Raw genomic sequence first — 19303 nt, 5'->3', positions numbered from 1 at the left:
GTTTGATCCCATGGTTTGATGGTGCAATCCTTTCGCAGGAATGGAAGGAAGCATTATGGGACAAGTTCGTCACGGGAGCGCCACGACCACGCACGCTGTCAGAGCTGCAATACAGCGATCGCAAGCTTCGCTCGCGCAGCTGAGCCGGGAGCTCGGCATCAACCCAAAGACTGTCGCGAAGTGGCGCAAGCGCGAGACAGTTGAGGACCGTAAGACTGGGCCGAAGGAGCCACGCTCCACGGTCTTGAGTGAGGCCGAGGAAGCAACAATCGTCGCGTTTCGGCGCCATACGCTGCTGCCGTTGGACGACTGCCTCTACGCTCTTCAGCCCTCTATCCCACATCTGACGCGCTCGGCGCTGCACCGATGCCTGCAGCGGAATGGCATTTCGCGACTGCCGGACGTGGGCGGGGACAAGCCCAAGCGTGCGAAGTTCAAGCGCTACCCGATAGGTTTCTTCCATATCGACATCGCCGAGGTGCAGACGGCCGAAGGCAAGCTCTTCCTCTTCGTAGCCATTGATCGCACCAGCAAATTTGCTGTCGTTCAATTGGCGGAAAAGGCCAACAGGAAAACCGCTTGGGAGTTCCTGGAGCACCTTCTGGACGTCGTGCCCTACCGCATCCACACGATCCTGACCGATAATGGCATCCAGTTCGCAGAGCAGCCTCGAAACCGTAACACTCCTTACTCTCGGCAAATGCGGTTCGACATGATTTGCGAGGCAAACGGGATCGAGCATCGGCTGACCAAGCCCAACCACCCGTGGACGAATGGCCAAGTCGAGCGGATGAACAGGACGATCAAGGACGCGACCGTCAAGCGCTACCACTACGACAGCCACAGCCAGCTGCGCACGCACCTCGCCGATTTCATCGCCGCCTACAATTTCGCACGCAGGCTCAAGACGCTGAGCGGTGTCACACCCTACGAATACATCTGCAAGGTCTGGACTTCAGAGCCAGACAGATTCATCGTCAATCCGATCCACCAGATGCCGGGACTGAACACCTACCGCGGCATCGAGCGCGTAAGAGCGAGCTTCATAATGGCGCTTGCCGCCGGAAATCTCGCCAGACTGCTGAAGCTGCTCGCAGCATGAGCAGAAGACGCGGTCGCAAAGCGGCCAAGGCCCTCACCTAACCCGGTTGCACAAACAAAATCTCCATCAGAACAAAGAACAACGTTCTCAGACAAAGACTAAATCAGCGGCCTGTTAGATCGACAAAAATCACAGCTTCGGTACGGCAGAGCATCATTTAAACGGATTGGCGTTTTCGATACCGCCAAGAAGGTAAGGCCAGCTGGTCTGGCAATCGCCACAGCCTCCGTCGATATCTATCGGTCGCCAGCTATCCGGAAGTGGCACATCAAGTCTGAACCTCGAGCGGCCGGGGCATCCGCATCCGCCGATGCGCGATGCGGTCCAGCAGGGCGGCGTCATGGCTGATCGCCAGGATGGCGATGCCCCGATCGCGGCACAGATCGCCCAGCACGCGCCAGATCGCGGCCTGGGATGCGGGGTCCAGCGAGGCCGTGATCTCGTCCGCGATCAGGATGCGGGGGCGGGCCAGCAGGCCGCGCAGGATCTGCAATCGCTGGCGCTGGCCGCCCGACAGGGTGTGCGGGTGTCGGCCGGGATCCGGCTCGACGCCCAAGGCGCGCGCCAGGGCGGGCTGGGGCGGTCCCGCCTCGGCCAGGATGCGGGCCACGGTCCAGCGCGGGTTCATCGCCGCCGCCGCGTCCTGATGCAGATACTGGACCGGATGGCCCGGCCCTTGGCGCGCGGGCAGGCGCAGGGTTCCCGCGGCCAGCGGATGCAGCCCGGCCAAGGCCCGGCCCAAGGTCGTCTTGCCCGATCCCGAGGGCCCGGCCAGGCCCAGGCATTCGCCCGCCCGCAGGTCCAGGTCGATCCCCCGGGCCAGGATGCGGCCGCCTTGGGCGATGGCGATGCCGCGCGCCTCAAGCATCGCTGAACGCGTTCTGCGGCAGGGCGCGCCACTGGCGGCGGGCGGCGGGCGGCAGGTCCGCGCCGCATCCGGCAAAGGCCGCGGCCGCGCAGGGGGGCGTCAGGCGGCCATCCTCGATCATCGCGACCCGGTCCGCCACCGGCAGGGCCGCGCCCAGGTCATGGGTGATCAGCAGCACCGCCCCGCCCCGCCCCGCATGATCGCGCATCGCCCCCAGAAGCCGCGCCGCAGAGGCCGGGTCCAGCCCCACCGTCGGCTCGTCCGCGACCAGCAGCGCCGGCCCCCCGATCAGCGCCATCGCCATCAGCACCCGCCGGGCCATGCCCCCCGACAGCTGATGCGGATAAAGCCGCGCCACCTCCGGCCCCAGATCCATCGCCGCCAGACGCCCCTCGGTCCCGGCGGGGCGGCCCGCGCGCCGGGCGGCCCACGCGATCTGGGCGCCCACCGTCGCGGTCGGGTCCAGCCAGCCGCTCTGCTGGGGCAGAAAGCCTGTCCGCCCCGCGACCGCGATCCGCCCCGCCACCCGCGCATTCCCCGGCAGCGCGCCGACCACCGCATGGGCCAACAGCGTCTTGCCCGCCCCCGATGCGCCGATCAGCGCCGTGACCCCCCCGCGGGCACCTGCAGGTCCACCCCCGCCAGCACCCACCCCGCGCGCCGCCGCCACAGGCCCGCGGGTTGCAGAAAGCCCACCGACAGGTCCTGCAGGATCAGGCCCATATCCGACCCTCGCGCGGGTTGGTGCGGCGGTGGATCGCATCGGCCAGCCGCTCCAGGCACAGCACCATCAGGACCAGCGCCGCCCCCGGCCCGACCGCCAGCCACCAGCGGCCCGCGCCCAGATGGCGCATCGCCTCGGACAGCATGACGCCGATGGCGGGCTGGGTCGGATCCAGCCCGAAGCCCAGAAAGGTCAGCCCGGCCTCGTGCAGGATCGCATGGGGAAACATCAGCACGAATCCGGTCAGCGCCTGCGGGACCAGATGCGGCAGCAGGTGGTGGCGCGCGATAAACAGGCGCGACCGGCCGAAGGCGCGCGACGCCTCGACATAGGGGGCGGCCTGCAGCTGGCGGATCTCGGCCCGCAGCAGCCGGGCCAGGCGCGGCCAATGGGACAGCGCGATGGCGGTGATCACCGCCCCCGTCCCGCCGCCAAGCGCAAAGCTGATCAGGATCAGCAGCATCAGATGCGGCAAGGCCAGCATCACGTCGGTCAGAAACCCCATGACCGCATCCGCCGCCCGCCCCAGGCTGGAGGTCACCGCGACCGCCACCGCCAGCGCCGTGGACAGCGCCCCCGCGATCAGCCCGATCTGCAGGCTGAGGACCAGCCCATGGACCACCCGCGCCGCCAGATCCCGCCCCATCGGATCGGTCCCGAGCGGATGGGAGGGCCCCGGCCCCAGGTTGCGCGCCCCGAAATCCGCCCGGATCCCCAGATCGCCCAGCATCAGCGCGGCCAGCGGCAAAGCCAGCAGGACCGCCGCCGCGACGGCCGATGTCAGGGCCAGACGCGGGGTCATCGCGCCCTCTGACGCGGGTCCAGCGCCGGGGCCAGCCGGTCGGCGGCCAGGTTTGCGGCGACCACCACCACCGCCGTCAGCATCGCGATGGCCAGCAGCAGGGCCACGTCGCCGCGCATCCCGGCCTCGATCGTGGCGCGGCCGAGGCCGGGCCAGGCAAAGACCTGTTCGGCCAGGATCGCCCCGCCGATGATCTCGCCCAGGGATGCGAACAGCACGGTCACCCCCGGCAGGGCGGCGTTGCGGGCCACATGGCGCCACAGGATATCGCCCGGCCCCGCGCCCTGCAGGCGCGCCAGGGTCACGGGGTCGGATTGCAGGATCTCGATGGCCTTGATGCGGGTATGCAGCGCGATCTGGGCCACGCCGAACAGCGTCAGCGCCGTCAAAGGCAGCGCCAGGTGCCGCAGCCGGTCGGCCAGGCCCGCCTGATCCGACGGCACCCCGATCGGCCCCGCGCAACAGACCGGCGCCCAGCCCAGGCCCACCGCGAAGAGCGCGATCATCACCATGCCCAGCCAGAAGGTCGGCGTCGCCGCCAGCACATAGCACCACAGCCGGATCACCCGGTCCGGCCAGCGGTCCCGCGCCATCGCCGCCACCAGCCCGAGCGCAAAGCCCAGCACCCCCGACAGCGCCCAGGCCAGCCCCGCCAGCAGCGCCGATGCCCCCAGCCTTTCGCCCAGAACCTGCCCCACCGGGGCGGCATAGGTCGTGGACCAGCCCAGATCGCCCCGCAGCACCTGCCCCGCCCATCGCGCGAACCGTTCCGGCGCGGGCCGGTCCAGCCCCCAGCTTTCGGCGATGCGGGCCATCTGTTCGGGACTGGCCTGCGCCATCGCCGGGCCCAGATAGGCCGCGACCGGATCGACGGGGGATGCGCGCATCAGCCCGAAGACCGCCAGCGCCACCGCCGCCAGCACCGCGACCGCATGGGCCAAAGCCCTCATCCGCAGGTCCAGCGCCAATCGGCCAAGGTCGCGGTGACGGGCCAGCCATGGCCATGCGGCTCGATCTGGGTGGCGCCCAGATCCAGGCAGTCATGCGCCAGATAGACATGGTCCAGATTGACCAGCCAGACCCAGGCATTGTCGCCATGCACGCCGTAATGGGCCGCGGCCTCGGCCCAGATCGGGGCGGCGGCCTCCATGCTTTCGGCGGCCTGGGCGCGGGCGAAGACGGCATCGACCTCGGCGCTGGCATAGCCGCCGGGATTCATCCAGCCCGTCCGCGCCACCGCCGAGGAATAGAGCGTATAGAGCTGATAGGGCGAATGGCTGCCGAAGCCGAAGACCACGGGCTCGTCATGCATCACCCGCTGGATCGCGTCCCAGCTGCCGCCCTTGGGGGTGACCTGGATGCCCAGGGGGCGGGCCAGCTCCGCCGTGACCTCGGCCAGGGCCTGCCGCGTCGGATCGCCCGCCGGATAGTTCAGCGCGATGGCCGCCCGCAGCCCGTCGCGGGCGCGGATGCCGTCGGGGCCGGGCAGCCATCCGGCCCGGTCCAGCACCGCCATCGCGGCCTGCGCGTCATGCTCCAACAGGTCGTCCGGCCCGGCCCAAGGCAGGCCGTCGGCGGGGCCGAAGGCGGGGGTGCCATGCCCCTCCAGCGCGACCTCGGCGATCAGCGCGCGATCAAGGCCCAGATTCAGCGCCTGCCGGATCGCCGGGTCCGAGGTGACGGGCGCATCCGCGGGCATCGACAGGCCCCGATTGTCCACCGTCTGCGCGACCACGGGCCGAAAGCCCTGCGGCACCCGCCCGGCCAGTTGCGCGGGCACGGCCACCAGATGCGCCTGCCCAGCCTGCGCCGCCGCCAGCCCGGTATCGGCCCCGGTGAACAGGAAGGTGATCTGCTCGAACTGCGGCATCTGGCCGTGATAGGCCTCGTTGCGGCGCACGATCAGCTGTTCGCCCTCGGACCACGAGACCAGGCTGTAGGGCCCCGATCCCACCGGCGCGCGGCCATATCCGGGGCCATAGCTCGCCTCGGGAACGATGCCCAAGGTGTAAAAGGTCTCGGTGAAGGTGATCCAGGGGCGGTTCAGCGTGATGCGGAGGGTGCGGTCGTCCAGCGCCTCGGCCCGGTCCATCGCGGACAGGTCCAGGCTGTCGGGGACCTGCTTCGCGGTCATGAAGGTGAAGGCCGCATCCCGCGCCGTCAGGGGCGATCCGTCGGAAAACCGCACCCCCTCGCGGAGGGTCACGGTCCAGACCAGCCGGTCCTCGGACAGCTGCCAGTCCTCGGCCAGGTCCGGCTGCGTGGCCAGATCGGCGTCGCGGCGCAGCAGGGTCGACTGGAACAGCGGGTTGCCATAGGTGCCCCAGCCCCGGATCGGGTCGAAGCCGGTCTCGGGCTCGCCGCCGATGGCCAGGACCAGGTCGGGCGCGGCGGCCGCCGGCAGCGGTGCCAGCAGCGCGGTCAGGGCAAGGGCGAGGCGCATCGGGGGACCTTTCCGTATGACAAAGCATCGGATTGCGCATACGGCCGCGCCGGTGGCCAAGGCAAGGCGCGGGGGCTAGAACGGGGCTGTCGGGCATGGCGACTGCCCGTTTTGCAGGCAGGAGGCCCCATGCAGCGCGTGACCATGACCATCGACGACAGCCAGCTGGACGCGCTGGACGCCTATGCCGACCGGCGCGGCTATCCCAGCCGGTCCGAGGCGATGCGCGACATCCTGGCCGGCATGCAGATGGCCGAGACCGACGCCGACCCGGATGCCGCCTGCATCGCGACGCTGAGCTATCTGTTCGATCACGAGGCGCGCGACCTGTCGCGCCGCCTGACGGCCGAGGCGCATCGCCATCACCACCTGGCGCTGTCCACGCTGCATGTCCATGTCAGCCATGACGACTGCCTGGAGGTGGTGGTGCTGCGCGGATCGGTGGCCGAGGTGCGGGCCATGGCCGACGCCATCCTGACGCAGAAGGGCGTCAGGATGGGCCGCCTGCATGTCATGCCCCTGCCGTGACGGGGGCCGGTCAGCCCGCCTTGGCGACGGCGCTTTCGGGCAGTTCCTCGTCGAACAGGCGCTGATAGAACTCGGCCACGGTCTGACGCTCCAGCTCGTCGCATTTGTTCAGGAAGGTCAGGCGGAAGGCATAGCCCACATTGTCGAAGATCCGCGCGTTCTGGGCCCAGGCGATGACCGTGCGCGGGCTCATCACCGTGGACAGGTCGCCCTGCATGAAGGCGGTGCGGGTCAGGTCGGCCAAGGTGACCATCTGGTTGATGATCTTGCGGCCCTTTTCCGTGTTGTATTGCGGCACCTTGGCCAGCACGATGGCGGCCTCGGCATCGTGGCGCAGATAGTTCAGCGTGGCGACCAGCGACCAGCGGTCCATCTGGCCCTGGTTGATCTGCTGGGTGCCGTGGTAAAGGCCGGTCGTGTCGCCCAGGCCCACCGTATTCGCGGTGGCGAACAGGCGGAAATAGGGGTTCGGCGTGATGACCTCGTTCTGATCCAGCAGGGTCAGCTTGCCGTCCGCCTCCAGTACGCGCTGGATGACGAACATCACGTCCGCGCGGCCCGCGTCATATTCGTCGAAGACGATCGCGGTCGGGTTGCGCAAGGCCCAAGGCAGGATGCCCTCGTGGAAGACGGTGACCTGCTTGCCGTCCACCAGCTTGATCGCGTCCTTGCCGATCAGGTCGATCCGGCTGACATGGCTGTCCAGGTTCACCCGTACGCAGGGCCAGTTCAGCCGCGCCGCGATCTGTTCGATATGGGTCGATTTGCCCGTGCCGTGATAGCCCTGCACCATTACCCGGCGGTTATAGGCAAACCCCGCCAGGATCGCCATCGTGGTGTCGGGGTCGAACTTGTAGGTGCTGTCGATGTCGGGCACCCGCTCGGTCCGTTCGGCAAAGCCGCGCACCTTCATGTCGCTGTCCAGACCGAACACCTCGCGCAGGTCGATCTCTTCGGTGGGTTTGGCGTTCATGTCCAGCATCGGTCCGGCCCTTTCCATCACATCGGCGCATTGATCGCCCATTCCCGCAACCGGCGCAAGGCGCGGCAGAGTGCCGCCGGTCCCCCCCGGCCCACGTTGACGCCCCGGGGCCCCGTTCCTAAGGTGGCGCGACCCCGATGACAGGATATTTCCCGGTGACAGACCCCCGCCATACCCAGCTGGAAAAGCTGATATCGCGCATTGCCCTGGGTGACCGCGACGCCTTCGATGCGCTCTATGACGCGACATCGGCCAAGCTGCACGCCGTCTGCATGTCCGTCCTGCGCGACCGCCCCGAGGCCGAGGAGACCCTGCAGGAGGTGTATATCCGCATCTGGCAGGGCGCGGGACGCTATGCCGCGAACGGGCTGTCGCCGATGACCTGGCTGATCACCATCGCGCGCAACCGCGCCATCGACCGGCTGCGCGCCCGCGCCGCCCGCCCCGCCACCGCCCCCGAGGATGCGGCCCTGGACATGGCCTGCCCCGCCCCCGGCCCCGAATCGGAAACCATCCTGGCCCAGCAGCGCCGCATGCTGGACGAATGCCTGAACCGGCTGGCCGAACCCCAGGCCATCGCCGTGCGCGCCGTCTATCTGGAGGGCGCCAGCTATGCCGATCTGGCCGAAAGCGCGGGCATCCCCATCAATACCGCCCGCAGCTGGCTGCGCCGCAGCCTGTTGCGCCTGAAGGACTGCGTCAGCCAATGACCCCTGATACCCCCCTGACCCCGGCCGAGGAAACCGAGGCCCTGGCCGCCGAACAGGCTTTGGGCCTGCTGGAGGGCGACGAGGCCCGCGAGGCCCGCGCCCGCATGGATGCCGACCCGGCCTTCGCCCGCGCCGTCTGCGACTGGCAGGAACGGCTGGCCGCCATGGCCGAGGATCTGACCCCCGTCATGGCCCCCGCCCGCGCGCGTCAGGCCATCCGCGAAAGGCTGGGCCATGCGACCCCGCCGCTGAGCAACGACCCCGCCGCGCCGCGCCCGTGGTGGCGGGGCCCGATCGGCGCGCTGGCCGGGCTGGCCGCCGCCGCGGCCGTTGCGGTCGCCATCTGGCTGCCGGGCACGGGCACGACGCCCGCCCAGCCCGGCTATCAGGCCCGGCTGGAATCCCCCGAGGCCGCGCTTGCGGTCACGGCCCGCGTCACCGACCGCCAGCTGGAGGTCGCCCTGCAGGGCCAGCCCGCGCCCCAAGGCCGCGATTGGGAGATCTGGTGGATCGCTGATGCCGATGCGACGCCGCTGTCGCTCGGGGTGGTGCCGCGTGACGGATCGGCGCGCATCGACCTGCCCCAAGGGCTGGAACCCGGGCCGCAGGTCCAGCTGGCCCTCTCGGACGAACCGACCGGCGGGTCGCCCACGGGCCAGGCGACCGGGCCGGTGCTGGCCATCGCCGCGCTCACGTCCATGTGAAGACGGGTTGATCGGGGAAAGGCGCAACCTTTCCCCACCCCTCCCGTGTTTGAAGGCACCGGGCGCCGACAGGTGCCCCGCTTCAAACCCGGAGGAAGACAATGACCATTCGCTTCACCAAGACCGGCGCCTCGATCCTGGCCGCGACCCTGGCCCTGGGCGCGCCCGCCCTGGCACAGAACACCATGGTCGGCGGAGCCGAGATGCTGCCCGAGCGCAACATCGTCGAGAACGCCGTGAATTCGGCCGATCACACCACGCTGGTCGCGGCGGTCCAGGCCGCGGGCCTGGCCGAGACGCTGTCCGGCCCCGGACCCTTCACCGTCTTCGCCCCCACCAACGCCGCCTTCGACAAGCTGCCCGCCGGCACCGTCGACACCCTGCTGCAGCCCGAGAACCTGGAACAGCTGCAGACCGTCCTGACCTGCCACGTGGTCCCGACCGAGGCCTTCTCGCCCGCCGTCGGCAACATGATCATGTCGGGCGGCGGCTCGGCCGAACTGGAGACCGTGGGCGGCTGCACGCTGACCGCGTCGATCCGCGACACCGACAACGCGCTGCTGATCACGGACGAGAACGGCAACACCGCCACGGTCAACATCCCCGACGTGGACCAGTCGAACGGCGTGATCCACGTCATCGACACGGTCCTGCTGCCGGCCTCGTAAGCCCGGCAGGCCAAGGGGCCGCCTGGTCCCCCCGACATCGCAGCCCCGGCCCGCGCAGTCCCCACTGCGCAGGCCTTTTCGCGTGGGTCCCGTGAACCCGCGCATCGCTGGCGCGTTCAGGCTGGCCCGCAGGGTCTGCGACAGCACGTCGCAGCCGGGCCATGCAGAGGGTGACGGGGATGAGCGGTCTGATCGCGCTTCTTGACGATATCGCCAGCATTTCGAAAGTGGCCGCGGCCTCGATCGACGACGTGGCGGGACAGGCGGCCCGCGCGGGCGCCAAGGCGGCGGGGGCGGTCATCGACGATGCCGCGGTGACGCCGAAATACGTCCAGGGCTTTGACGCCGCGCGCGAGCTGCCCATCGTGTGGAAGATCGCCCGCGGATCGCTGTTCAACAAGCTGGTGATCCTGCTGCCCGTGGCGCTGGCCCTGTCGGCCTTGGCGCCCGGCGCGATCCCGCCGCTGCTGATGCTGGGGGGCGCCTATCTGTGCTATGAGGGCGCGCATAAGGTGGCCCATCTGTTCCATCCCAGTGCCGATCACGACAGCCCCGCCCATACCCATCCCGGAACCAACGGCGCCGCGCTGGAGGAGGAGCGCGTCGCGGGCGCCATCAAGACCGACTTCATCCTCTCGGCCGAAATCATGACCATCGCGCTCTCCACCATCCCGGTGGGCGACAGCCTGATGGCCAAGGCGGTGATCCTGGCATTGGTGGCGGTGGCGATCACGGCGGCCGTCTATGGCTTCGTCGCGCTGGTGGTGAAGGCCGACGATGTCGGCGTGCATCTGGCCACGCGCCGCCGGGGCGCGGTGGCGGCCTTCGGGCGCGGCATCGTCAAGGTCATGCCGGGATTCATGCGGGTGCTGACCGTGGTGGGCACGGCCGCGATGATCTGGGTCGGTGGCCAGATCATCGTCCACGGGCTGCATGATCTGGGCTGGCACGAACCCTATGCGACGATCCACCGCTGGTCCGATGCCGCAGCCCTGGCCCTGCCCGCCGCGGGGGGTGCCGCAGCTTGGGCGGTGACGGCGTTTCTGGACGGAATCATCGGCCTGGCCGTGGGGCTGGCGCTGCTGCCGATCGCAAACAGGGTGATTTCGCCGCTGATCGAAACGCTGCGCCGGCCCATCGCGCGGATGCGGAAAAAACCGAACATCCACGAAAATCGTTGACCGATCCCCTCCGCCGTCACATGACTGTCACATGAGCGTTGCGAAGCCGTCATGACACCCCGCTAGGCGGGTCCGGCATCGCAACTCCATGAGGGGAGGGACAACAATGAACCGACTGAGCACCGCATCCGTGGTGGCCCTGCTGGCATCGCTTGGCACCGCACAGGCCCAGACCAGCATCGAATGGTGGCACGCCATGGGCGGCGAACTGGGCGCCAAGCTGGAGGAAGTCGCGCAGGGCTTCAACGACAGCCAGGACGACTATCGCGTCATGCCGTCCTACAAGGGCACCTATCCGGAAACCATGACGGCCGCGATCGCCGCCTTCCGGGCCAACCAGCAGCCCGCCATCGTGCAGGTCTTCGAGGTCGGCACCGGCACGATGATGGCCGCCGAGGGCGCCATCGTCCCGGTCCACCAGCTGATGGAGGAGCACGGCCAGGATTTTGACGCCGACGCCTTCCTGCCCTCGGTCGTGGGCTATTACACCGATACGGACGGCAACATGCTGTCCATGCCGTTCAACAGCTCGACCCCGATCCTCTATTACAACAAATCCGTCTTCGAGACGGCGGGCCTCGACCCCGAACAGCCGCCCCGGACCTGGGCCGAGCTGGAGCAGTTCAGCCGCCAGATCATGGAATCGGGCGCGGCCAGCTGCGGCTTCACCACGCAATGGGTCAGCTGGATCCAGACCGAGAACCTGTCCGCGTGGCACAACCAGCCCATCGGCACGCTGGAGAACGGCTTCGGCGGGACCGAGGCGCGGCTGTCGCTGAACGGCCCCGTCCAGGTCAAGCACTGGGGCAACCTGAAGTCCTGGGCCGATGAGGGTCTGTTCAAATATGGCGGCCCGGTCGGCGCGGATGGCGCGGCGCCGATGTTCTATTCGCAGGAATGCGCGATGATGATGGGCAGCTCGGCCAGCCGGGCGGGCGTGATCGCCAATGCATCGGCCTTCGATCTGGGCTTCGGCATGCTGCCCTATTACGACGATGTCGAGGGCGCGCCCCAGAACAGCATCATCGGCGGCGCGACCCTGTGGGTGCTGTCGGGCAAGTCGGACGAGGAATATGCGGCCGCCGCCGCCTTCTTCGACTATCTGACCCAGCCTGAGGTCCAGGCGGATTGGGCGTCGGCCACCGGCTATCTGCCGATCACCGAGGCCGCGCGCGAGGCGATGGCCGATTACTACGCCGAGAACCCCGGCGCGGATACCGGCATCAACCAGATCACGCTGAACGATCCGACCGAGAATTCCAAGGGCCTGCGCTTCGGCAATTACGTGCAGATCCGCGGCATCATCGACGAGGAGTTCGAGCAGCTGCTGGCCGGATCCAAGGACGCCCAGGGCGCGCTGGATTCGGTCGTCGCCCGCGGTGACGACCTGCTGGAACAGTTCCAGGCCCAGTAACCGTCCCCCAGGATCCGACCGGGGCCGCGCGGACCGCACGGCCCCGGTCTTCCCATTCCCGAAGGCCCGCCGATGAAGCGCACCATCTTTCGAAACCAGCTGCTGCCTTGGCTGCTGCTGGCCCCCCAGCTGATCATCACCTTCATCTTCTTCCTGTGGCCCGCAGCCCAGGCCCTGCGCCAGAGCTTTCTGCGCCAGGACGCCTTCGGCATCCGCACCACCTTCGTGGGCCTGGACAACTTCCGCAGGCTGTGGAACAGCCCGGAATACCTCAATTCGCTGCAGGTGACGGCGGTCTTCGCCATATCGGTCACGGTGCTGTCGATGGGGGTCGCGCTGCTGCTGGCGATCGCCGTGGACCGGATGATCCGGTCGACCCGGGTCTATACCACGCTGCTGGTCTGGCCCTATGCGGTGGCGCCCGCGGTGGCGGGCATCCTGTGGTGGTTCATCTTCAACCCGACCATCGGCATCATGCCCTATCTGCTGGGCCAGCTGGGCTATAACTGGAACCATATCAGCAACAAGGGCGACGCCATGACGCTGGTGGTGATCGCCAGCGCCTGGAAGCAGATCAGCTACAACTTCCTGTTCTTCCTGGCGGGGCTGCAGGCCATCCCGGCATCCCTGCGCGAGGCCGCGGCCATCGACGGGGCGGGCCCGGTGCGGCGCTTCTTTGACATCACCTTTCCGCTGCTGTCGCCGACGACCTTCTTTCTGCTGGTCGTGAACATCGTCTATGCGATGTTCGACACCTTCGCGGTGATCGACGCCACCACCCAGGGCGGCCCGGCCCAGGCCACGAACATCATGGTCTACAAGGTCTATTTCGACGGCTTCGTGGGCCAGAACCTGGGCAGTTCCGCCGCGCAGTCGGTCATCCTGATGGGCCTGGTCGCCATGCTGACCGTGATCCAGTTCCGCTATGTCGAGAAGAAGGTCGCCTATTGATGATCGAGAACCGCCCCTTCCTGAACCTCGCGGCGCATCTGGTCCTGATCCTGGGCGTCTGCGTCGTGGCCTTGCCGGTCTGGGTGGCCTTCGTGGCCTCGACCCATGGGCCCACCGCCTTCATGTCGGGCACGATCCCGATGTGGCCCGGCCCCGACCTGGTCGAAAATTACAGCCGCATGCTGGGCCGCGGCGTGTCCACCAGCGGCACGCCCCCGGTCGGCACGATGATGATGAACAGCCTGATCATGGCGCTGCTGATCGCGGTGGGCAAGATCGTGATCTCGGTCCTGTCGGCCTTCGCGGTGGTCTATTTCCGCTTTCCCTTCCGGGGTCTGGCCTTCTGGTGCATCTTCGTGACGCTGATGCTGCCGGTCGAGGTGCGGATCGTGCCGACCTTCCAGGTCGTGGCCGATCTGGGCATGCTGAACAGCTATGCGGGCCTGTCGATCCCGCTGATCGCGTCCGCCACGGCCACGTTCCTCTTCCGCCAGGTCTTCCTGACCATCCCGGACGAGCTGACCGAGGCCGCCCGCATCGATGGCGCCGGCCCGATGAAGTTCTTTCGCGACATCCTGCTGCCCCTGTCGCGCACGAATATCGCGGCGCTGTTCGTGATCCTGTTCATCTATGGCTGGAACCAGTATCTGTGGCCGCTGCTGATCACCACCAGCGCGGATTATTACACCATCGTGGCGGGCATCAAGCGCATGGCGGATGCCGTGGACGGCATCCCGCAATGGCACCTGGTCATGGCGACGGCGATGATGGCGATGATCCCCCCCGTGGCGGTGGTCATCGGCATGCAGCGCCTGTTCGTCAAGGGCCTGGTCGAGACGGAGAAATAAGATGGCATCCATCACCCTGAAGAACCTCGGCAAGATCTATGCCGGCGGGGCCCGCGCCGTGGGCGACGTGAACATCGACATCGCGGATGGCGAATTCATCGTTCTGGTCGGCCCCTCGGGCTGCGGGAAATCCACGCTGCTGCGCATGGTCGCCGGGCTGGAAAGCATCTCGGAGGGCGAGGTCCGCATCGGCGACCGCGTCGTCAACGAGGTCGAGCCCGCCGACCGCGACATCGCGATGGTGTTCCAGAACTATGCGCTCTATCCGCATATGTCGGTGCGCCAGAACCTGGCCTATGGGCTGAAGAACCGCGGCACCCCCAAGGCCGAGATCGAGCGTCGGGTCAAGATCGCCTCGGACATCCTGCAGATCGGCGCCTTCCTGGACCGCAAGCCCCGCGCCCTGTCGGGCGGCCAGCGCCAGCGCGTCGCCATGGGGCGCGCCATCGTGCGCGAACCGGCCGCGTTCCTCTTTGACGAACCGCTGTCGAACCTGGACGCGAAACTGCGCGTCGCCATGCGGCTGGAGATCAAGCAGCTGCAGAAGCGCCTGCGCACCACCTCGCTCTATGTCACCCATGACCAGCTGGAGGCGATGACCCTGGCCGACCGGCTGGTGGTGCTGAATGGCGGGCGGATCGAACAGATCGGCACGCCCCTGGAGGTCTATCGCCGCCCGGCATCGACCTTCGTGGCCAGCTTCATCGGCAGCCCGGCGATGAACCTGATCGCGGGCGCGGCCCTGCCCCATCTGCCCGGCACGGGTCATGCGGGCATGGTCGGCATCCGCCCCGAGGACCTGACCGTCACCCCCGACGGCCCCATCGTGATGCGCGTCACCGCCGTCGAGGAGCTGGGCGCCCAACGCCTGGTCCATGGCCAGACCGCGGATCAGCCGATGACGATCACCCTGCCCTCGGACGCGCCGCTCTCGGACGAGCTGCGGCTGGGCTGCCGCCCGCAGGCGCTGCATCTCTTTGATGCGCGGACCGGGCAGCGCCTGGACTGAAACGTGAACGCCCGCCCCTTGCCGGGCGGGCGCTCTCTGCTACCTTGGGGCGATCCCTGATCGGAAAGGTCGCCCCCGATGTGCATGTCCCTGTCCTGTTCCCGCCACAATCCGCTAGCCTGCATCGTGCCGCCCTACATGCTGCGGGTGCTGGCGCTGCGCGGCGATCCGGCCACCGCGCAGATGGCGCGCGGCCTGCTGGCCGATGACGCGCTGCTGCGCCGGGACCGGGCCGCCCAGACCAGCCCCGCATCCGAGCTGCACGCCGTCCTGCCGCCGGTCGATCCCGACATCTGCTGCCCCGACCGCCGCATCCATGACGGCGAATTCCGCGCCGCCCTGCCCGGCCGCCTGGTCCGGGCCGAGGGCGACGCGCCCTCGGGCATCCCCGATGCCGACATGGCCTATGACAGCGCGGGCCAGGTCTTTTCGCTGTTCGCCGAGGAATATGGCCGCAATTCGCTGGACGGGCGGGGCATGCCGCTGATCGCCACGGTCCAGCATCGCCGCAACTATGCCAATGCCTTCTGGGACGGGCGCCAGATGGCCTATGGCACGGGCGACGGCACGATCTTCCGCACCTTTCTGGAACTGTCGGTGATCGGGCATGAAATGGCCCATGGCGTGATCCAGCATTCCGGCGGGCTGATCTATGAAAACCAGTCCGGGGCGCTGAACGAACATGTGGCCGACGTCTTCGGCGCCCTGTCCCAGCAGCGGGTGCTGGGCCAGCAGGTCCACGAGGCCGATTGGCTGATCGGGCGCGGCATCCTGGGGCCGGGGGTGAACGGGCGCGCGCTGCGCAGCATGAAGGCGCCCGGCACCGCCTATTCCGACGACCTGCTGGGCCAGGACCCCCAGCCCTGGCACATGGACCATTTCGTCACCACGACCGATGACAATGGCGGGGTTCACATCAATTCGGGCATCCCGAACCACGCCTTCTATCTGTTCTGCAGCTATCTGGGCGGGCGGTCCTGGGATCTGCCGGGCCAGATCTGGTATCGGACGCTGCAGCGGATCAACAACCCCATGGCCAGTTTCTCCGATTGGGCGGATGCCACGCTGCGATCGGCGGCGGACCTGTCGGGTTCGGGCAGCCAGCCCCAGCAGATGCTGCGCCGGGCGTGGAAGCTTGTGGGAATCGCGGTCTGATCCTATCCTTCCCCGCATGACGGCGGAGGGCCCATGATCATCGAGATCCGCAGCCAAGGCGGCTTTGCCGGGATCGGCCTGCCCGATCTCCGGCGGATCGACACCGACAACCAGCCGCCGCCCCGGCGCGAGGCGCTGTGCCGCGCCTTCCGCCCCGAGAACCTGGCCCATCTGGCCCGCAGCCCCTGCCCGCGCGGGCCGGACGGGATGCGCTATGCGATCACCGTCACCACCGCCGCCGCCCACAGCTTCACCCTGTCCGAGGCGCAGATCCCGCCCGAGATGCTGGACCTGATCGACGCCGCGGAATGACGACACGGGTGGCCCCGGGTCACCTGTCGCCATGGCGATCGTTCGGGTTTTGGCTGCGTCCACCGTCCTTGGCTGAGGTCCGCCCCCCCGGAGAGGACGGTGCGGGGCCTCAGGCGACGCGGTCGGGCAGCGCGCGCCCCGCCGCGAAGGCGCGCAGGTTCTCCAGCGCGCGCAGGCCCATCCGGGTGCGTGTCTCGTCCGTGGCCGTGCCCAGATGCGGCAGCAGCGTGGCGTTCGGCGCATCCAGCAGCGCCTGCGGGACATGCGGCTCGCGCGCATAGACGTCGAGGCCCGCCCCCGCGATCCCGCCTTGGACCAGCGCCCGGATCAGCGCGTCCTCGTCCACCACGTCGCCGCGGGCGATGTTGACCAGCACCCCGGCGGGCCCCAAGGCGCGCAGCTGCGCCGCCCCGATCAGCCCGCGCGTCGCCGCGCCCCCCGGCACCGCGATCACCGCCACGTCGGCGGCTTCCAGCATCGCGTCCAGATCGGCGATCTGACGCGCGGGCACGCCAGGATCCGCGACCGGGCTGCGGTTGAAGAACACCACCCGCATCCCGAAGCCCAGATGGCAGCGCCGCGCGATGGCCTGACCGATCCGGCCCATGCCGACGACGCCCAAGGTGCGGCCCGACATCTCGGATCCCAGCAGCTGGGTCGGGTTCCAGCCGGTCCATTGCCCGCCGCGCAGCATCCGCTCGCCCTCGGATGCGCGGCGCAGGGTCATCAGCATCAGCGTCACCGCGATGTCGGCGGTGGCATCGGTCACCACATCGGGCGTGTTCGTCACCGCGATGCCTGCCGCGCGCGCCGCCTCGATGTCGATATGGTTGAAGCCCGCGCCGAAATTGACCAGCAGCCGACAGCGCAGCGGCCCGGCAAAGGCCCCGGCCGAAAACGCATCCCCCAAGGTCGGCATCACCGCGTCGAAATCGCGCATCGCGGCGGCGGCCCCGGCCTCGGTCAGGGGGGTGTTGTCGCGGAAGGTCGCGTCGAATTCGGCCGCGATCGCCCGGGTCGCGCGATCGGTCATGGGGCGGGTGACCAGCAGCCTCAAAACAGCCGGCCTCCGTTCGGGACGGGCTGGTCGGGGCGGATCAGCACGACCTCGCCATCAGGGTCGGGCAGGCCCAGGACCAGCACCTCGGATCGGACCGGGCCGATCTGGCGGGGCGGAAAGTTCACCACGCACAGGACCTGCCGACCGATCAGCGCGTCGGGGTCGTAATGCCGGGTGATCTGGGCCGATGACCGCCGTTCGCCCAGATCGCCCAGGTCCAGCCACAGCTTGAAGGCGGGCTTGCGCGCCTCGGGAAAGGGTTCGGCGCGGGTGATCGTGCCCACGCGGATATCGACCTTGAGGAAATCGTCGAAGGAGATCATCCGCGCCCCAGCGCGCGCCCGCGTTCGGTGGCGGCGGCGACCGTGCGCGCCATCAGCGGCGGCAGGCCGTGATCGGCATCCATCAGCACCGCCAGCCCCGCCGCCGTGGTGCCGTTGGGCGAGGTCACGTTGCGGCGCAGCACCGCCGGATCCTCGTCGGCATGCACGGCCAGCGCGCCCGCCCCGGCCACGGTGGCGCGCGCCAGATCCAGCGCCAGCGCGGGCGACAGGCCCTGCGCCTCGCCCGCGGCGGCCATCGCCTCGATCAGGTGAAAGACATAGGCCGGGCCGCTGCCCGACAGGCCGGTGACGGCATCCATCTGATCCTCGGATTCCAGCCGCACGACGCGGCCCACGGCGCGCATCAAGGCCTCGGCCAGGTCCAGATGGGCGGGCGTGGCGGCACCGTTGCCGATCATCGCCGAGATCCCTTGGCCGATCGCCGCGGGGGTGTTGGGCATGACGCGGATGACCGGCGCGCCGGGAAAGGCCGCCTCGAAGGTGGCGATGGTCGTGCCCGCCGCGACCGAGATCACCAGGCTGTCCGACAGGTCCGGCATCGCGGTCAGCGCATCGCCCATCATCTGCGGCTTGACGGCCAGCACCAGGACCGCCGGATCGGCGGGCAGATAGGCATTCACCCGCAGCCCGCGATCCTGCCATTCGGGCGCCAGGTTCGGGTCGATCACCGTGACCGCCCCCGCATCCAGCCCCCGGTCCAGCCAGCCGGTCAGCATCGCCCCGCCCATGCGCCCGCAGCCCACCAGCACCAGCCCGCGGCGGTTGATGTCGTCGAAATCACCCATGCCAACCCCCGTCATGCCAGCCCCCGTCATGCCCGGCCGAAGGTTTCGCCCAGGGCGATTTCCAGCGCGGCCGAGGGCGCCGTGTCGCCCCACAGGACCAGCTGGAAGGCGGGATAGAACCGCTCGCATCCCGCGACGGCGGTGCCAATCATGCGGTCCACCTGTTCGGGCAGCGCGATCGCGTCGCCCGCCAGAACCAGGCCATAGCGCCAGACCATCAGCTTCTGCGCGCCCCAATGGGTGAAGCCGCCATCCCAGACCTGGTCATTGGCCAGGTTGATCGCCTCCCACAGCTGGGGCAGGCGGGGCTGGGGCGGGTCCATGTCGAAGGTGCAGACCAGCCGCAGCACCTCGTCGCGCGGCGACCAGGCCAGCGTCAGCGAATAGCTGCGCCACTGGCCCTCGACCACCATGGCGATCTGATCCTCGGCCAGGCGGTCGAAATCCCAATCGTGATGGGTGGCCACGGCCTCGACGATGTCGATGGGATGGATGTCGTCGCTGGCGATGAAATGGTCGGTCTGTGCCATGCCTGCCTCGTGTCTTGCGGGGCGCGGGATGATCCCCCAGCCCTTGGTGACCGCACTAGACCGGGGGTTCGGCCCCCGTGCCTCTTACCACATATCGTGGTGGCAATCGCCGGGGGTGTAAACCCGAAAAAGCCCCGCGCCGCGTCTTGTCCACAAGTTCCTGCCATTGCCCCGCCGGGTGCC

At 68.8% G+C, this 19303-nt stretch carries 23 protein-coding genes; 12 read left to right on the top strand and 11 right to left on the bottom strand.

What is annotated here, in order from left to right:
• Nucleotides 1–55 precede the first annotated feature (55 nt).
• Nucleotides 56–1102: an IS481 family transposase gene (locus tag JHW48_RS04185; protein ID WP_272835846.1), complete on the top strand. Its 1047-nt coding sequence runs from the start codon at nucleotides 56–58 to the stop codon at nucleotides 1100–1102.
• 268 nt (nucleotides 1103–1370) lie between these two features.
• Here the strand turns inward: JHW48_RS04185 and JHW48_RS04180 are convergent, their stop codons facing one another.
• Genes JHW48_RS04180 through JHW48_RS04155 form a run of 6 tightly spaced genes read right to left on the bottom strand, consistent with a single transcriptional unit; the run spans nucleotide 1371 to nucleotide 5939 of the window.
• Nucleotides 1371–1970 (bottom strand): ABC transporter ATP-binding protein, encoded by a 600-nt coding sequence (locus JHW48_RS04180; RefSeq protein WP_119887954.1) that lies wholly within the window; start codon nucleotides 1968–1970, stop codon nucleotides 1371–1373.
• Nucleotides 1963–2538 carry an ATP-binding cassette domain-containing protein gene (locus tag JHW48_RS04175; RefSeq protein ID WP_272835774.1) on the bottom strand — a complete coding sequence of 192 codons (576 nt, stop codon included), beginning with the start codon at nucleotides 2536–2538 and terminating at the stop codon, nucleotides 1963–1965. Before JHW48_RS04175 ends, JHW48_RS04180 begins: the two co-directional genes overlap by 8 nt.
• Before the next feature lie 29 nt (nucleotides 2539–2567).
• Nucleotides 2568–2693 (bottom strand): hypothetical protein, encoded by a 126-nt coding sequence (locus JHW48_RS04170; protein ID WP_272835773.1) that lies wholly within the window; start codon nucleotides 2691–2693, stop codon nucleotides 2568–2570.
• Nucleotides 2684–3496, bottom strand: a complete 813-nt coding sequence (locus JHW48_RS04165) for an ABC transporter permease (protein WP_119886806.1) — start codon at nucleotides 3494–3496, stop codon at nucleotides 2684–2686. Before JHW48_RS04165 ends, JHW48_RS04170 begins: the two co-directional genes overlap by 10 nt.
• Nucleotides 3493–4464, bottom strand: a complete 972-nt coding sequence (locus tag JHW48_RS04160) for an ABC transporter permease (RefSeq protein WP_240637892.1) — start codon at nucleotides 4462–4464, stop codon at nucleotides 3493–3495. Before JHW48_RS04160 ends, JHW48_RS04165 begins: the two co-directional genes overlap by 4 nt.
• Nucleotides 4443–5939: an ABC transporter substrate-binding protein gene (locus tag JHW48_RS04155; RefSeq protein WP_119886807.1), complete on the bottom strand. Its 1497-nt coding sequence runs from the start codon at nucleotides 5937–5939 to the stop codon at nucleotides 4443–4445. Before JHW48_RS04155 ends, JHW48_RS04160 begins: the two co-directional genes overlap by 22 nt.
• A gap of 129 nt (nucleotides 5940–6068) precedes the next feature.
• Between JHW48_RS04155 and nikR the strand changes: the two genes are divergently transcribed.
• A complete protein-coding gene (gene nikR, locus JHW48_RS04150; protein WP_119886808.1) occupies nucleotides 6069–6467 on the top strand; it encodes a nickel-responsive transcriptional regulator NikR in 399 nt (132 codons plus the stop codon).
• Between the two features lie 10 nt (nucleotides 6468–6477).
• On the opposite strand, the gene cobS is transcribed toward nikR, so the two are convergent.
• Nucleotides 6478–7449, bottom strand: coding sequence for a cobaltochelatase subunit CobS (cobS, locus tag JHW48_RS04145; protein WP_119886809.1), 972 nt, complete (start codon nucleotides 7447–7449; stop codon nucleotides 6478–6480).
• A 155-nt stretch (nucleotides 7450–7604) separates the two neighbouring features.
• Between cobS and JHW48_RS04140 the strand changes: the two genes are divergently transcribed.
• The 10 genes from JHW48_RS04140 to JHW48_RS04095 all read left to right on the top strand — a co-directional run bounded on the left by JHW48_RS04140 (nucleotide 7605) and on the right by JHW48_RS04095 (nucleotide 16401).
• Nucleotides 7605–8159 (top strand): sigma-70 family RNA polymerase sigma factor, encoded by a 555-nt coding sequence (locus JHW48_RS04140; RefSeq protein ID WP_240637893.1) that lies wholly within the window; start codon nucleotides 7605–7607, stop codon nucleotides 8157–8159.
• Entirely contained in the window at nucleotides 8156–8863 is a 708-nt protein-coding gene (locus tag JHW48_RS04135; protein WP_119886811.1) for an anti-sigma factor, read from the top strand. The genes JHW48_RS04140 and JHW48_RS04135 overlap by 4 nt, the downstream gene beginning before the upstream one ends.
• 101 nt (nucleotides 8864–8964) lie before the next feature.
• Nucleotides 8965–9531 (top strand): fasciclin domain-containing protein, encoded by a 567-nt coding sequence (locus JHW48_RS04130; RefSeq protein ID WP_119886812.1) that lies wholly within the window; start codon nucleotides 8965–8967, stop codon nucleotides 9529–9531.
• 179 nt (nucleotides 9532–9710) lie between these two features.
• Complete coding sequence (locus tag JHW48_RS04125; RefSeq protein ID WP_119886813.1) at nucleotides 9711–10712, top strand: DUF808 domain-containing protein; 1002 nt, start codon at nucleotides 9711–9713, stop codon at nucleotides 10710–10712.
• Nucleotides 10713–10818: 106 nt separating this feature from the next.
• Nucleotides 10819–12126, top strand: coding sequence for a sn-glycerol-3-phosphate ABC transporter substrate-binding protein UgpB (gene ugpB, locus JHW48_RS04120; protein WP_119886814.1), 1308 nt, complete (start codon nucleotides 10819–10821; stop codon nucleotides 12124–12126).
• 72 nt (nucleotides 12127–12198) lie between these two features.
• A complete protein-coding gene (ugpA, locus tag JHW48_RS04115) occupies nucleotides 12199–13077 on the top strand; it encodes a sn-glycerol-3-phosphate ABC transporter permease UgpA (RefSeq protein ID WP_119886815.1) in 879 nt (292 codons plus the stop codon).
• Nucleotides 13077–13925, top strand: coding sequence for a sn-glycerol-3-phosphate ABC transporter permease UgpE (gene ugpE / locus JHW48_RS04110; RefSeq protein ID WP_119886816.1), 849 nt, complete (start codon nucleotides 13077–13079; stop codon nucleotides 13923–13925). Before ugpA ends, ugpE begins: the two co-directional genes overlap by 1 nt.
• 1 nt (nucleotide 13926) lies before the next feature.
• Nucleotides 13927–14934, top strand: coding sequence for a sn-glycerol-3-phosphate import ATP-binding protein UgpC (locus JHW48_RS04105; RefSeq protein WP_119886817.1), 1008 nt, complete (start codon nucleotides 13927–13929; stop codon nucleotides 14932–14934).
• 78 nt (nucleotides 14935–15012) lie between these two features.
• Nucleotides 15013–16089, top strand: coding sequence for a M4 family metallopeptidase (locus JHW48_RS04100; RefSeq protein ID WP_205961939.1), 1077 nt, complete (start codon nucleotides 15013–15015; stop codon nucleotides 16087–16089).
• Nucleotides 16090–16122: 33 nt separating this feature from the next.
• On the top strand, nucleotides 16123–16401 hold the full coding sequence (locus tag JHW48_RS04095; protein ID WP_119886818.1) for a protealysin inhibitor emfourin: 279 nt from the start codon (nucleotides 16123–16125) through the stop codon (nucleotides 16399–16401).
• Between the two features lie 109 nt (nucleotides 16402–16510).
• On the opposite strand, the gene JHW48_RS04090 is transcribed toward JHW48_RS04095, so the two are convergent.
• From JHW48_RS04090 to JHW48_RS04075, 4 genes are read right to left on the bottom strand one after another with little or no spacing between them, the layout of a single operon-like run.
• Nucleotides 16511–17458, bottom strand: coding sequence for a 2-hydroxyacid dehydrogenase (locus tag JHW48_RS04090; RefSeq protein ID WP_119886819.1), 948 nt, complete (start codon nucleotides 17456–17458; stop codon nucleotides 16511–16513).
• Nucleotides 17455–17784 carry a tRNA-binding protein gene (locus JHW48_RS04085; protein ID WP_119886820.1) on the bottom strand — a complete coding sequence of 110 codons (330 nt, stop codon included), beginning with the start codon at nucleotides 17782–17784 and terminating at the stop codon, nucleotides 17455–17457. Before JHW48_RS04085 ends, JHW48_RS04090 begins: the two co-directional genes overlap by 4 nt.
• Entirely contained in the window at nucleotides 17781–18590 is an 810-nt protein-coding gene (gene proC / locus JHW48_RS04080) for a pyrroline-5-carboxylate reductase (RefSeq protein ID WP_119886821.1), read from the bottom strand. The genes JHW48_RS04085 and proC overlap by 4 nt, the downstream gene beginning before the upstream one ends.
• Before the next feature lie 26 nt (nucleotides 18591–18616).
• Nucleotides 18617–19120, bottom strand: a complete 504-nt coding sequence (locus JHW48_RS04075; protein WP_119886822.1) for a type III secretion system chaperone family protein — start codon at nucleotides 19118–19120, stop codon at nucleotides 18617–18619.
• Between the last annotated feature and the right edge of the window lie 183 nt (nucleotides 19121–19303).

Origin of the sequence: Paracoccus aestuarii (assembly GCF_028553885.1) — a bacterium.
In the GTDB taxonomy this organism is placed as follows: domain Bacteria; phylum Pseudomonadota; class Alphaproteobacteria; order Rhodobacterales; family Rhodobacteraceae; genus Paracoccus; species Paracoccus aestuarii.
Note: the sequence above shows the minus strand (reverse complement) of the source record. Positions and strands in the feature narration are given on the sequence as shown.